Raw genomic sequence first — 13,924 nt, forward strand, 5'->3', positions numbered from 1 at the left:
ACATCAAAAGGCCGCCCCGCGCGGCCTTTTTTATGGGCGCGAGTCAGTCGCGCTGCCAGTAGACAGGCTTGCCGAACACCTCCACAAAGTAGTCGATCGCCGCGCGCACGTTGAGCGGCGGGTGACGCGCGTTCGGGTAGATGGCCGCGATGTGCTGCGCCTCGGTGTTGATCGCCGCCTCATACTCCGGCAGCACTTTCACCAGTTTCCCCTGCGCCAGCCACTCGCCTGTCATCCAGTCCGGGAACAGCACCAGCCCCATGCCGTCGAGCGCAGCGGTCAGCAGCGAATGGGCGTTGTTTGACACCAGCCGCGCGTTCACCGGGTAATGCACCCACGGCTCGCCGGGTTTGCGCGCCAGCCAGCGGTTCGGCCCCGAGGAGCCGCTGTACACCAGGCACTGGTGCGCTTGAAGCTCCTCGGGCGAGGCGGGCGCGCCGTAACGCGCCAGATAGCGCGGCGCGGCGGCGAAGTAGTAGCGCTGCTCGCAGAACACGCGGGCGTGAAAGCTCGAATCGGTGAGCGTGCCGATACGCACGATAAGATCGGTGGCGTCGCGGTGCGGGTCGACGTAATCGTCCGTCTGGGTTAATGCCAGTTGCAGGCGCGGGTAGCGCTCCGCAAGCCCGGTCAGCCAGGGCGCGATATGCCGTTGCCCGAAGAACACCGGCGCGTTGATGCGCAGCAGCCCGGACGGCTCAAGCGAGCGGTCCTGAAGCTCGCGCCGCGCCTCGCTGAACTGCTCGGTAATGCCGCGCGCGTACTGCGCGAACAGCCGCCCTGCTTCGGTTGGGATCACCGCGCGGGTGTTGCGGTAGAAAAGCTGCTGGCCAAGCGCCTCTTCAAGCTGGCGGACGGTGCGCGAAATCATCGACGCCGACACGCCCTCCCGGCGCGCCACCGCCGAAAAACTCTGCCCGTCAAAGACGCTGATAAAAAGCTGAAGTGCGCGGATATTCACTGCCCCGCTCTCGTTCATTTGTGCGATTCCTGCAAAGGTGTTTCGTCGATCGTAGCGTTTTTTAACGCACCGCGCTCCACTACACTGCGCCGCCTGGCATTTTTTTAAGGATTATCATGCAGCTTTTATTAATTGCGCTCGTGATTGCGGGCGGGATGGGGCTTTCGGTTGAGGCGGGCCTGCTGGGGCCGCTTGGCGGTGAAGTCGGCGATTTCTGGGCGGCGTTCAGCATTTTCGGCGTCGGCGCGGCGCTTACCTTTCTGCTGATGCTGTTTTACAGCCCGCGCAACAGCCCGTCGTTTTTCGCCCAGCCCGGCTGGCAGCTTACCGGCGGCCTGCTTGGCGCGGGGTATGTGGTCATTCTTACCGTCGCCACGCCGGTTATCGGCATCGCCATGACCATGATTGGCATTCTGGCGGGGCAGGTCTTCAAGAGTCTGATTATCGACCATTTCGGGCTGTTCGGCGTTGAGCGCCGCCCGATAGATAAACTGCGCCTGCTGGCGCTGGTGTTTATTCTCGCCGCCCTGGCGCTGGTCGCGCAAAGCTAAGGAACCATAATGACGACAATCATGATTATTCTCGCCATTCTTGGCGGCGCGCTGCTGAGTATTCAGGCGGCGATCAACGGCCAGCTCGGCGGCAAAGTCGGCGTGTTCCGCTGCGCCTTTCTGACATTCTCGGTGGGGGCGCTGGTCTGCGCGCTGCTGATTTTCTTTTTTGAGCCGCCGCATGCGACATCGCTTCTGGACGTGCCGAAGTGGCAGCTCACCGGCGCGCTGTGCGGCGTGCCGTATATCGTGATTATGGTGCTGGCGGTGCAGCGCATCGGCACCGCGGTCGCGACGGTGGCGGTGATTTTCGGCCAGCTCGCCATGAGTATGCTTATCGATAATTTCGGCTGGCTCGGCAACGCGGCTATCCCGTTCTCGCTAAGCCGTCTTGGCGCGGTGCTCTGTCTCGCCGTCGCGCTGGCGCTGATTTATCTTGGCAACCGGCGCACCGCTACGCCTCGCACAGACGGCTGAACAGGGCTATCAGCGTGCTGACGGCGGCATCCGGCACCTGTAAATCTTTTTTCACCATCAGATGCAGCGGTGTTGCACGCCGCGCGCCGTGAGCGAGCGGTAGCGCGCGCAGCAGCCCCTGCGAGAGCGGCCCGGCGATCCGCGCCTCCGGTAGCCAGCCGTACCCCACCTGATGCATCACCGCTTCGATAGCCGCATCCACCGTTGAGAAAACCCACTGCTCCGGCGCGCCGCCGGGGCTTTGGGTTTGCCCGCCTGCAAGCCGGATGCGGGCGAAACGCCCGAGCGCTTCATCGCCAATCGGCCCCGGCATCTGCGCCAGCGGATGATCGCGGTGCGCCACCGCCACAAAATTCACGTTCATCAGCCATTCGCCGCGCCCGAGGCTGTCTTCACGGCGCGAGAGCACCAGCAGATCGGCGCTGGAATGCGCGGCGATAACGTCGCTCTGGCTCTCCAGCACTTCAGTCAGTTGCACCTGCGTGGACGGATGCTGGCGCTGAAACTCGCGCAGGATAGCAAACAGCGTCTCGCGCGGAAAAATGTTGTCCACCACCAGATCGATGCGGGTGCGCACGCCGTCGCGAAGCGTCGCGGCATGCGCCTCCACCCAGCTAAAGGCGCTGAGCAGCGGGCGCACCTGCGCCAGCAGCAGTTCGCCTGCGGGCGTCAGCACCGCGCGGCGGCCCTGGGTTTCGAGCAGCGCCACGCCGATCCGCTCCTGTAGCAGCGCCAGGTTGTAACTCACCGACGACTGGCTGCGGTGCGTGCTTTCCGCCGCACGGGCGAAGCTGCCTTCCTCGACCACTTTGTCCAGTAAAGCCCATTGTTCCAGCGTTGTTTTATGCATAACTCATCGAAATTTTGAATCAATTTTATGCAAAATTAGCGTTATTCATTAAAAAAATAAAGGCCTATGCTGTACACAACGAAACAAAGGAGGCCAACAATGAGTCACTTCGACAAACACGATTTAAGCGGTTTTGTGGGTAAACATCTGGTCTACACCTACGACAACGGCTGGAACTACGAGCTGTACATTAAAAACGACAACACCATCGACTACCGCATCCACAGCGGCATCGTCGGCAACCGCTGGGTGAAAGATCAGCGCGTTTATATCGTCCGCGTGGGTGAAAACACCTATAAAGTCTCCTGGACCGAACCGACCGGCACCGACGTGAGCCTGATTGCTAACCTCGGCGACCGTCTGTTCCACGGCACGATTTTCTTCCCGCGCTGGGTGATGAACGATCCGAAGAAAACGGTTTGCTTCCAGAACGAGCATATTGAACAGATGGAAGCCTACCGCGAAGCTGGCCCGGCTTACCCGACCGAAGTGATCGACGAATTCGCCACCATCACATTTGTGCGCGACTGCGGTGCCAATGACGAAAGCGTCATCGCCTGCCCGGCAAGCGAACTGCCCGCGGATTTCCCGAACAACCTGCGTTAATCCTGCCCCTTACGGCCTGCCACCCGGCGGGCCGTTTTTTCACCGCCCTTCTCTGGTCAAACTGTGACCGCGCTCTCATGGTCTACGCTTAAGGCACTACCGTTTCGTCGCCGGTGCCCGCGCCTGTTCAGAGAAAGGATTATTCTGCCTGTGAAAAATAAGACCTACCGCTCCCCCGCGCGCGAGAACGGCTACGCGGGCCTCGGCGATTACGCCGTTATCGGCGAAGGCCGCTCGGTGGCGCTTATCGCGCCGGACGGCGCAATCGACTGGTGGTGCGTGCCGAATCTCGATTCGCCGCCGCTGTTTGACCGCATTCTCGACGCGCCCCTAGGCGGCTACTTCGCGCTGACGCCCGAAGACGAGTGGGAGATGTCGCGCAGTTATCGTGAGAACAGCAACGTGCTGGAGACGCGCTATAAAACCGCCTCCGGCGAGGTGCTGATTACCGAATCCATCAACAGTACGTTCGCAGGCCGCCTGCCCTGGAGCGAGATGGCGCGCCGCGTTGAAGGCATTAAGGGCCATGTGCGTCTGAACGTGGTTTTTAAGCCCGGCACGCGCGCCCGCACCTGTTCGCCGTGGCTGGATCACGTGCAGGAGAAAACGATTTTCCATCTCGACGATTTAATGGTCGCCGTGCGCTGTACGGATGATGTGCAAACCGACTACTGCGACGATACGGGCATGCGCGGCACGCTCACCACCTCTCCCGGCTCGCGCTCGCTGATAGCACTGGTGGCGACCGAAAAGGAGCCGCTGGCGGTGCCGCCGCTTGAGAAAATCGACCAGCGCATTGAAACCAGCGACCACGCCTGGCGCGACTGGGCGGAGAATCTCTGCTGGAACGGCCCGTTTGAGCATCACGTGAAGCGCTCGGCGCTGGCGCTCAAATTCCTCTGGTACGCGCCGACCGGGGCGCTGGCGGCATCCGCCACCACGTCACTGCCGGAGGGCATCGGCAAGGAGAAAAATTATGACTACCGCTACGCGTGGGTGCGCGACGCCTGCCTGATTATCAAATCGTTTGTCTATCTGGGATCGCTTGAAGATTGTAAGGCGGCGTTTTCCTGGCTTACCTCGACGATTATCCGCCACGACGGCCACCTGCGCGCCTGCTATACGCTGGAAGGCGGGCTGGTGCCGGAGGAGCGCTACCCGCAGCTCGAAGGCTATCAGGGCACGCAGCCGATGCGGGTCGGCAATAACGCGCGCGATCAGTTTCAGCCGAGCATGTATGGCGATCTGCTCGGCACCGCGCGGCTGTTCGTTGAGATGGGGCACGTGCTCGATCTCGCCACCTCGCGCCTGCTCGGCCATCTGGCGAACCGCTGCGCCGATCGCTGGCGGCTGCCCGATTCCGGCATCTGGGAGTTGCCCGAGGAGCGTCACTATACGCACTCGAAAATGGCCTGCTGGCTGGCGCTCGATCAGGCCGTGGCGCTGGCGGAGATTGGTCATATCGAGCCGACATGGAAAGGCCGCTGGGCGCGCGAGCGCGACCGCATCAGCGAGTGGATTGAAACGCACTGCTGGAGCGAGAGCCGCCAGGCGTACACCTTCTACGCGGGCAGCGAGACGCTCGACGCCGCCATCAGCCTCACCCACTATTACGGCAGCAAAATTAACCGCAAGCGGATGCTATCCACACTTGAGGCGATCTATCAGGAACTCGGCCATAACAGCCCGATGCTCTACCGCTATTCGGGCGTCGAGGTGGAAGAAAGCACCTTTGTGGCCTGCGCCTTCTGGCGCGTCGAGGCGCTGGCGGAGCTGAAAAGCGCAACCAGGCGCAGGAGGAGATGAAAGAGATTCTTGATACCCTGTGTCAGAGCGGCAACGTGCAGATCTTTAATGAGATGTACGACACCCGCACCGGCGGCTGGCGCGGCAACATGCCGCTCGGCTTAAGCCATCTGTCGCTTATCTGCGCCGCCAATGCGCTGGCCTGCGACAATCCGGGGCACAGGATTTAAGCCCATCAATAATAAAAAAGGGAGCCAAGCTCCCTTTTTTATTTATAGCCAATCAGTTATTCACCGGAATAACCGCGCCTTTATATTTGGTGCGGATCCAGTCCTGAATCTGTTTGGAGTGCAGCACGTTCACCAGCGCCACGATATCTTTTTTCTTCTCGTCGCCTTTATGCACGGTGATGATGTTGGCGTACGGGTTGTTCTCGCCGCTTTCCACCGCGATCGGATCTTTCACCGGGTCGAGGCCCGCGTCGATGGCGTAGTTGGCGTTAATCACCACCGCGTCGCCTTCGTCATTGTTATACATCTGCGGCAACAGAGAACCTTCCACGTTCGGCAGGAAGTTGAGCTTTTTCGGGTTCTCAACGATATCGCTGATGCGCGCGTCCACTTTGTTCACGCCCGGCTTCAGCTTGATGACGCCTTCACGCTCGAAAATAGAGAGGATACGGCCCTCTTCCGCCACGGCGTCACGCATGATGACTTTGCCGCCTTCCGGCAGATCTTTCAGGGATTTGTATTTTTTGGAGTAGATGCCGATAGGCTCGATGTGAATCGCGCCCGCGCTCACGAAATCATAGGTTTTATCGTCGGCGTGATCTTTCAGCACGCTGTTCAGATACGGGATGTGCTGGAAATAGTTCGCGTCGATGTCGCGGCTCGCCAGCGCCGTGTTCGGCAGGATGTAATCCTGGAACGGGCGGATTTCCAGATCGATGCCCTGCTTAGCCAGAATCGGCTTCGCCTGCTCCAGAATTTCCGCGTGCGGCACGTTGGACGCGCCCACGGTCAGGGTGTCGGCCCAGGCGGAAACGCTCAGGGTGGCGGCGGCAATCAGCGTCAGTACTCTTTTCATGATGTGTGTTCTCTGTTGTTGTTAGCGTTTATCTAAATAAGAGGTTAAGGCGTCACCGATGAACTGAATGATGAAGACGATCACCAGTATCGCGACCGTCGCCACCAGCGTGACGTCGTTATGGTTACGCTGGAATCCTTCCAGATAAGCGAGATTTCCAAGCCCGCCTGCGCCAATCACCCCGGCCATCGCGCTGTAGCTCACCAGCGCAATCAGGGTGACGGTAATTCCCGACACCAGCGCCGGGGACGATTCCGGCAGCAGTACGCGGAAAATCAGCGTGCTTATGCGCGCGCCCATCGAGCGGGTGGCTTCAATCACGCCTTTATCGACTTCGCGCAGGCCAATCTCCACCAGACGCGCGTAGAACGGCGCGGCCCCGACAATCAGCGCCGGCAGCGCGGCGTTCGCGCCGAGAATGGTGCCGATAATCGTTTTGGTAAATGGGATCAGCAGCACTATCAAAATGATGAACGGGATGGAACGGAACACGTTCACCACGATGGAGATAACGCCATAGACCAGGCGGTTTTCAAACAGCCCGCCGCGCGCCGTTAAGAACAGCGCCAGCCCCAGCACAATGCCGAGCACAAAGGTGGCGACGCCCGAGAGCGCGGTCATGTAGAGCGTCTCCTGGGTGGCGGCCAGGAGCTGGTCAATCTTCAGATGGGGAAACAGGGACTCAAGCATGTTTGATAACCTCGCAGTGGATCTCATGCAGGCGTAAATCGGCGAGGATATTCTCAAGCTGTTCCGGCGTCGCCACCACATGCAGCCAGAGCTGACCAAACACGCCGTGGGCGGTCTGGGTCATTTTGCCGTGCAGAATATTAAAAGGCAGACCGTAGCGCAGCGTCAGCTCGCCAACGACCGGCTGGTGGGTGCTGTGCCCGACAAACGTCAGTTTAATCACCGCGCCGTTAAGCTCGCCCGCAAGCGTCGGGTCGAACGCGTCGTCGGCCCCTTCCTGGCTAATCTGGCGCACAAACTGGCGTGTAATGGGCTGCTGCGGATGGGTGAAGACCTGCAACACGTCGCCCTCTTCCACCACGCGGCCGTTTTCCATCACCGCCACGCGATCGCAAATCTTGCGCACCACATGCATCTCATGGGTGATCAGCACAATGGTGAGCCCGAAGCGGCGGTTAATGTCCTGGAGCAGATCGAGGATTTGATCGGTGGTTTGCGGGTCGAGCGCCGAGGTGGCTTCGTCGCACAGCAACACATCCGGGCGGTTGGCGAGCGCGCGGGCGATGCCGACGCGCTGTTTCTGCCCGCCGGACAGGCGCGACGGATAAGCGTTTTCGCGCCCTTTCAGCCCGACCAGATCGATAAGCTCCGCCACGCGGGTTTTGATTTCCGCTTTCGGCACGCCCGCGATCTGCATCGAAAAGGCGATATTTTCACTGACGGTACGCGACCAGAGCAGATTAAAGTGCTGGAACACCATGCTGATTTTCAGGCGTGCCTGACGAAGCGATTCGCCGCGCGCGGCGGAAATCTCTTTACCCGCCACGGTCACGCTGCCGGACGTCGGTTTTTCGAGGCCATTTAACAGGCGAATCAGGGTGCTTTTCCCCGCGCCGCTATAGCCGATGATGCCGTAGATTTGTCCCCGCTCGACTTCCAGGTTGACGTCATCTACCGCCGTAATGGTGTCCTTACCCTGATGAAACAGCTTCGAGATGTTCCTTAAAACTATCATAAGGTTTTACTTTCCTTCAGCGGCGCGCGAGGCGCAGGCTTTCTGACTTTCAGTCTTATCCTGGAGGAATATACCGAAAGGCCTGAATGTAAACATGAATAAAAGAGAATGTTATATAACAGATGATTCTAAACCGCACCACAAAGCTGTGAAGGAAGTCAGCGCGCGGCCTGACGGGGCTTTCTAATAAAAAAACGCAGGCTAACCGCGCCTGCGTTTTTAATGACGGATGAAGCAGAAATCAGGTGCCGATCATGCCGCCATCGGCTTTCACGATAACGACGGTCGAGGAGCGCGGACGGCCGGCTTTATCGCCGTCGGGCCAGCTTGACACCGCCGTCGGATGCTGCGGATCGCTCAGCCCTTCGCCCGGCTCGCCAGGGTGCTGGATGTTAATAAACAGCGTCCGGTTATCCGGCGTGAACGCGATGCCGGTAATTTCGCAGCCGCGCGGGCCGGTCAGGAAGCGGCGGAACTCGTTGGTGCCGGGGATCGTCGCCACCATCTGGTTGTTGCCCATACCTTCGTAATCTTTGCGGTTGATGGTCGATGACGACACATCGGTCTGGATCCACAGCACGCCGCGGTGATCGAAGCTCAGGCCGTCGGCGCTGCCGAATTCCGCGCCCTTCATGCTGCCTTTGGCTTCCGGTTTGTCGGTATCGGTGCGACCGCCCATCACCAGAATATCCCAGGCAAACGCCAGCGCGGTCGGGTCGCCGTTCTCCTCCAGCCAGTGCATGATGTGGCCGTAAACGTTTTTGGCGCGCGGGTTGGCCGCATCCACCGGCGCTTTGCCTTCCTTGCCGCGATCGCTGTTGTTGGTGAGCGTGCAGTAAACGCTGCCGGTGTGGTACGGATCGACCGCAATCCACTCCGGGCGGTCCATTTTGGTGGCGCCCACGGCGTCTGCCGCCAGACGGGTTTTGATCAGCAGGTCGCCCTGGTTTTCAAAGCCTTTGCTGGCGTCGAGCCCGTTCTGGCCGAACACCAGCGGCAGCCACTCGCCTTTGCCGTCGTCGTTAAATTTCGCCACATACAGCGTGCCTTTCTCCAGCAGGTGCATGTTAGCTTTGCGATCCTGCGGGTTGAATTTGCCTTCCGAGACAAATTTATAGATGTATTCGAATTTCTGGTCATCGCCCATATAGACAACAACGCGGTTATCCGGCGCGAGCGTCACCGCCGCGCCTTCGTGCTTGATGCGGCCAAGCGCGGTGTGCTTGCGCGGCACCGAATGCGGATCGTACGGGTCGATTTCCACCACCCAGCCGAAGCGGTTCGGCTCGTTCGGCGTGGCGTCGACGCTGAAGCGCTTATCCACTTCGTTCCAGCGGTAGGAGTCGTCGCTGTCGCTGATGCCGTAACGTTTTTCCAGCGGGTTCATCTCCGCTTTTTTCACGAAAATATCGGACCAGTTCTCTTCGCACGTCAGGTAGGTGCCCCACGGCGTAAAGCCGTTGGCGCAGTTCTGCATGGTGCCGAGAATGGTTTCGCCTTTCGGATCGTCAGCCGTTTGCATCAGCGGGTTGTGCAGCGCCGGGCCGGTGATTTTCATCGGCGTGTTCACGGTGATGCGGCGCGCGAAAGAGGACGGGCGCACCACTTCCCAGCCCTGGGCCGCTTTTTTCACTTCGATAACCGACACGCCCATCGCGTTCTGGCCTTTCAGCGCTTTGTCGGCGCTCCAGTTGGCGTCACCATCCTTAAACAGCAGACCGTTATCGATGTATTCATGGTTCATGGCGAGCAGGCCGTGATCGGCGCTGTTCCCGCCCTGCGGCAGGCTAAACCACGCCATGCCGTCGTGGTGCATCCCGGCCTGCGCCGCCTGCTCTTCCGTGGTATTGCTGCCGTCGGTTTTAAAAACCGGCAGATTCCCGGCAAGCCCGGTGGCGTCGCCCCATTTGTAGAAGGGCTTCGCAATGTAGCCTTCCGGCACGATAACGGTATCTTCCGTGGAAACCGGCAGACTGGTGAAACCGAGCGCCGTGGCTTTGCCGAGATTGCCGCTCGCGTTCGAGACCGCTTTCGCCAGCGCGTTTTCCGGTTTCAGCAGAAACGGAAACGCCGCCGCGGCACCGGCGACCGCGCCTGCCTGTAACAGGCGGCGGCGCGACAAATAGACTTCCGCGACCTGCGAAAACGCGCGGTTATCGCTCGGGTTGCTGATCTCTTCACTATGCTCACGTTTGAATAAGGTTTTTAACGGTCTGCCCATTGCGGTTTCCTTTCGAAATATCGATTTCAAGGGGAATCATTTTTATGCACGTGAGGCTACGGAAAGTGTGTTACAGAAATATAACAATTGTCATAAAAAAACGGCGATAAAATCACCTGTGGTCGGGGCGCGGTTTCAGGTATGATGCGAGGCCAGACCCCGCGGCGACAGGCGTCGTCGGGGTTGTCCTTTATTCAGAACCGAGCGCGTCAATGAGAGTCACCCCGGCCAACACCCTTGAATCCATTATCTTTTGCCTGCTGTTTATTTTTTTCTTTCTGAATATCCCGCCGGTGCTTTTCGCACTGCTGCATACCGCCGAGCTACGCGACGTCGCCGCCGTGGTGAACGTGGTGCCTTTCCTGGATGACTTTAACGCCTATTTTATTGAACTGGCGGTGGTGTCGGTTATCTGTTCGCTGATAACGACCGTGGCGGGCAGAACGCTGTGGGCGCGCTGGGGCAGATGAAACAAACAACGGGAAGAGACGCTGGCGCAGGCGCGCCAGCGTGAAGCCGCATCAGATAGAGGTGCGGCGGTAGCTGCGGTATTCCGGCAGCCAGAAGTTTTCCTCAATGGCCTGTAACAGCGCCTCGGCGGAGGTTTTCACCGCCACACCCTGCTGCTGCGCCATTTTGCCTACCGCAAACGCGATATCCTTCGACACCTGCTGAATATCCGTCAGCGGCGGCAGCACCAGGCCGCTGCCGGTATTGACCAGCGGCGAATGCGAGGCCAGCGCTTCACTCGCCGCCATCATCATTTCATCGGTCACGCGCAGCGCGCCGGACGAAATAATCCCCAGCCCGATGCCGGGGAAGATATAGGCGTTGTTGCACTGCGCAATCGGGTAGGTTTTCTCTTTCACCGTCACCGGCTGGAACGGGCTGCCCGTCGCCACCAGCGCCGCGCCGTCGGTCCAGTTCAGGATGTCGTGCGGCGTCGCCTCGACGCGTGAGGTCGGGTTAGAGAGCGGCATAACAATCGGGCGGGCGCAGTGCTTGTGCATCTCGCGGATAATCTCTTCGGTGAAAAGCCCGGTCTGGCCGGAGACGCCGATGAGAATGTCCGGTTTGGCGTTGCGCACCACATCCAGCAGCGAGATCGAATCGCTCTGCGTATCCCAGCCCTTAAGGCTGTCGCGTTTTTGCACCAGCTTCGACTGGAACGACAGCAGGTTTGGCATGTTGTCGGTCAGCAGGCCGAAACGGTCGACCATAAAGACGCGGGCGCGCGCCTGTTCGTCGCTTAAGCCGCCTTCGGTGCGCATCCACGCGATGATCTGCTCGGCGATGCCGCACCCGGCGGAGCCTGCGCCGAGGAAGACGATTTTCTGCTCGCTGAGCTGGCTGCCCGCCGCGCGGCTCGCGGCAATCAGCGTGCCGAGCGTCACCGCCGCGGTGCCCTGAATATCATCGTTAAAGCAGCAGATCTCGTCGCGATAGCGCTCAAGCAGCGGCATCGCGTTTTTCTGCGCGAAATCTTCAAACTGCAACAGCACGTTCGGCCAGCGCTGTTTCACCGCCTGGATAAAGTCATCAACGAACGCGTAATACTCGTCGTCGGTGATACGCGGGTGACGCCAGCCCATATAGAGTGGATCGTTCAGCAACTGCTGGTTGTTGGTGCCGACATCCAGCACGATAGGCAGCGTATACGCCGGGCTGATACCACCGCAGGCGGTGTAGAGCGACAGCTTGCCGATAGGAATGCCCATGCCGCCGATACCCTGGTCGCCGAGGCCGAGAATACGCTCGCCGTCCGTCACCACGATCACTTTGATGTTATGGATTGGCACGTTCTGCAGGATGTCGTCCATGTTGTGGCGGTTCGGCCAGGAGATGAACACCCCACGGGCGCGGCGGTAAATTTCGGAAAAACGTTCGCAGGCCGAGCCCACCGTCGGGGTGTAAATGATGGGCATCATCACCTCAAGATGGTTTTCCAGCAGGCGATAAAACAGGGTTTCGTTGGTGTCCTGGATGTTGCGCAGGTAAATGTGTTTATCAATATCCGTTTTGAAATCTTCAAACTGTCGCCACGCGCGCTCCGCCTGCTCTTCAATGGTTTCCACCACTTCCGGCAACAGCCCCAGCAGGTTGAAGTTGCTGCGCTCCTCCATGCTGAAGGCGCTGCCTTTATTCAGCAGCGGGAACTCCAGCAGAACGGGGCCTGCGTAGGGAATGTAAAGCGAACGGTTTTTTTTGTGTTTGATTTCCATCTGTCTTACTCTTTTTTGCGCGGCAGAAGCCTCACCATTGGCTTTCTGGGAGCCGCGTCGGAACGGGCGGATTACCATAGCGGCACATAGTGTATAAGAAAGCGGCCCGGCACTCTTCCCTTAATGGACAGATTTGTCGCATCAATACCATGCAATTTATTCATCATGAAGAATTTGGGGGAGCCGCGCTCCCCCGTGAGCGGTGTGGCCGTCAGGCCAGCGAAGAATCGGGCGATTTTTCAAGCGCCGGGCGCGGGCGGCCCTGGAGCGTGAAGAACGAGATAACGGTAAAGCCAAGCGTAATCAACCCAAGCACCAGATAGGTCTGCTGGAAGCCCACGGTGTCATACATCCGGCCCGCCCAAGTGGAGAGCACGACGCCGGAGAGCTGTTTGGAGAGATTAAAGCCCACCAGAAACAGCGTGGCGGAAAGGCGCGGATCAAAAACGGCGGAAATGTATTTAAACGTGCCCACCAGCAGGAACGGCAGCTCAAACATATGCAGCGTTTTGAGGATGATCACCTGCCAGTCGGCGGTGGCGAATGACGAGCCGATAATGCGCATCGACATAATCGCGCCCGCGATAAGCAGCGCGTTTTTGCTGCCAATGCGGTTGATGATAAACGGCGTGAAGAACATCACGGTGGCGTTAAGCAGCTCGCCGCCGGTGGTAACGAAGCCGAAAATCTGGGTGCCGCGCTCGGGGCTTGAGAAAAAGCCTTTAAAGAAGTTGGCGAACTGCTGGTCAAAGACGTCATACACGCTCGCCACGCCCACCACATAGATGATAAACGCCCAGAAGCTGCGCATTCTGAACAGCTCGCTGACAAGCTTCATCGAGAACGCCTGGCTGGTCTCCTTCGTGCCGGAGATCAGGTTGCCGCTCTCCCCCGCCGGGCGCGAGAACCACAGCACGCCCGCCAGGATCAGCGCGCACGCCGACGCCACCCAGAAGATGATATTAGGGTTCACGCCAAACAGCATGCCGGTCATCGAGGCGCACAGCGCCCAGCCCACGCAGCCGGAGACGCGCACTTTGCCATATTCAAAATTATTGGCGCGGCTGACGCGCTCAATGTACGCCTCCACCGCGCCGGAGCCGCTTGAGAAGACAATCCCGAGATAGCAGCCGCCGACAAACGCCCCAACCCAGATGTTAAACGCCAGCAGCGGCTTGAGCACAAAGATAAAAAACGGCGCGAACAGCACCAGCAGGCCGGTTATCGTCCACAGCAGATGTTTGCGCAGCCCGAGCTTGTCGGAGATGAGACCAAACACCGGCTGGAAGATAATCGCGAACAGCGAAATACACGAGAAGACAATGCCGGTATCCGTTTTACTGAGATGCGCGACATCCGCCAGCCACACCGGGAAAAACGGAAAGTAGGCCGACATAATGAAGTAGTAGAAAAAGAAGAACAGCAAAAAGAATATGAAGTTCTGTTTTTCAACCGGGGTCAGGGCAGGCTTATTCATCTTTCACCTTCTGTGTGGAGGT

The 13,924-nt window shown here is 59.2% G+C and carries 12 protein-coding genes and 1 pseudogene; 5 read left to right on the top strand and 8 right to left on the bottom strand.

The genetic code is table 11. From position 1 onward, the window contains the following. Window positions 1-43: 43 nt before the first annotated feature. Window positions 44-979 carry a LysR family transcriptional regulator gene (locus G6041_RS10870; RefSeq protein ID WP_012125552.1) on the bottom strand — a complete coding sequence of 312 codons (936 nt, stop codon included), beginning with the start codon at window positions 977-979 and terminating at the stop codon, window positions 44-46. Window positions 980-1,077: 98 nt separating this feature from the next. Here G6041_RS10870 and G6041_RS10875 point away from each other — a divergent pair, with 98 nt between their 5' ends. Next, a complete protein-coding gene (locus G6041_RS10875; RefSeq protein WP_004387051.1) occupies window positions 1,078-1,512 on the top strand; it encodes a DMT family transporter in 435 nt (144 codons plus the stop codon). A gap of 9 nt (window positions 1,513-1,521) precedes the next feature. Beyond that, window positions 1,522-1,989 carry a DMT family transporter gene (locus G6041_RS10880; RefSeq protein WP_007701287.1) on the top strand — a complete coding sequence of 156 codons (468 nt, stop codon included), beginning with the start codon at window positions 1,522-1,524 and terminating at the stop codon, window positions 1,987-1,989. Here the strand turns inward: G6041_RS10880 and G6041_RS10885 are convergent. Beyond that, a complete protein-coding gene (locus G6041_RS10885; RefSeq protein ID WP_012125553.1) occupies window positions 1,967-2,839 on the bottom strand; it encodes a LysR family transcriptional regulator in 873 nt (290 codons plus the stop codon). The two genes, G6041_RS10880 and G6041_RS10885, sit on opposite strands and share 23 nt — an antisense overlap. A 99-nt stretch (window positions 2,840-2,938) precedes the next feature. Here G6041_RS10885 and G6041_RS10890 point away from each other — a divergent pair, with 99 nt between their 5' ends. Both G6041_RS10890 and G6041_RS10895 read left to right on the top strand, forming a co-directional pair. Then, window positions 2,939-3,445, top strand: a complete 507-nt coding sequence (locus G6041_RS10890) for a phenolic acid decarboxylase (RefSeq protein WP_014729483.1) — start codon at window positions 2,939-2,941, stop codon at window positions 3,443-3,445. Window positions 3,446-3,595: 150 nt separating this feature from the next. Continuing rightward, a pseudogene (locus G6041_RS10895) lies at window positions 3,596-5,421 on the top strand (glycoside hydrolase family 15 protein). 52 nt (window positions 5,422-5,473) lie between these two features. On the opposite strand, the gene G6041_RS10900 reads toward G6041_RS10895, so the two are convergent. The 4 genes from G6041_RS10900 to G6041_RS10915 form a co-directional block, all read right to left on the bottom strand. Beyond that, window positions 5,474-6,277: a MetQ/NlpA family ABC transporter substrate-binding protein gene (locus tag G6041_RS10900; protein WP_004387056.1), complete on the bottom strand. Its 804-nt coding sequence runs from the start codon at window positions 6,275-6,277 to the stop codon at window positions 5,474-5,476. A 21-nt stretch (window positions 6,278-6,298) separates the two neighbouring features. Beyond that, window positions 6,299-6,967 carry a methionine ABC transporter permease gene (locus G6041_RS10905; protein ID WP_012125557.1) on the bottom strand — a complete coding sequence of 223 codons (669 nt, stop codon included), beginning with the start codon at window positions 6,965-6,967 and terminating at the stop codon, window positions 6,299-6,301. Further along, window positions 6,960-7,982 (bottom strand): methionine ABC transporter ATP-binding protein, encoded by a 1,023-nt coding sequence (locus tag G6041_RS10910; protein ID WP_007887807.1) that lies wholly within the window; start codon window positions 7,980-7,982, stop codon window positions 6,960-6,962. The genes G6041_RS10905 and G6041_RS10910 overlap by 8 nt, the downstream gene beginning before the upstream one ends. A gap of 241 nt (window positions 7,983-8,223) precedes the next feature. Next, complete coding sequence (locus G6041_RS10915) at window positions 8,224-10,203, bottom strand: PhoX family protein (protein ID WP_054628513.1); 1,980 nt, start codon at window positions 10,201-10,203, stop codon at window positions 8,224-8,226. 212 nt (window positions 10,204-10,415) lie between these two features. Between G6041_RS10915 and G6041_RS10920 the strand changes: the two genes are divergently transcribed. Then, window positions 10,416-10,673, top strand: coding sequence for a hypothetical protein (locus G6041_RS10920; protein WP_007901720.1), 258 nt, complete (start codon window positions 10,416-10,418; stop codon window positions 10,671-10,673). A gap of 51 nt (window positions 10,674-10,724) precedes the next feature. Here G6041_RS10920 and G6041_RS10925 read toward each other — a convergent pair whose 3' ends face one another. Beyond that, window positions 10,725-12,425, bottom strand: coding sequence for an NAD-dependent malic enzyme (locus G6041_RS10925; RefSeq protein WP_041460595.1), 1,701 nt, complete (start codon window positions 12,423-12,425; stop codon window positions 10,725-10,727). Window positions 12,426-12,636: 211 nt separating this feature from the next. Beyond that, on the bottom strand, window positions 12,637-13,902 hold the full coding sequence (locus tag G6041_RS10930) for an oligosaccharide MFS transporter (RefSeq protein WP_012125560.1): 1,266 nt from the start codon (window positions 13,900-13,902) through the stop codon (window positions 12,637-12,639). Between the last annotated feature and the right edge of the window lie 22 nt (window positions 13,903-13,924).

Source organism: Cronobacter sp. HA18003 (assembly GCF_011605905.1).
Lineage (GTDB): Bacteria > Pseudomonadota > Gammaproteobacteria > Enterobacterales > Enterobacteriaceae > Cronobacter > Cronobacter sakazakii.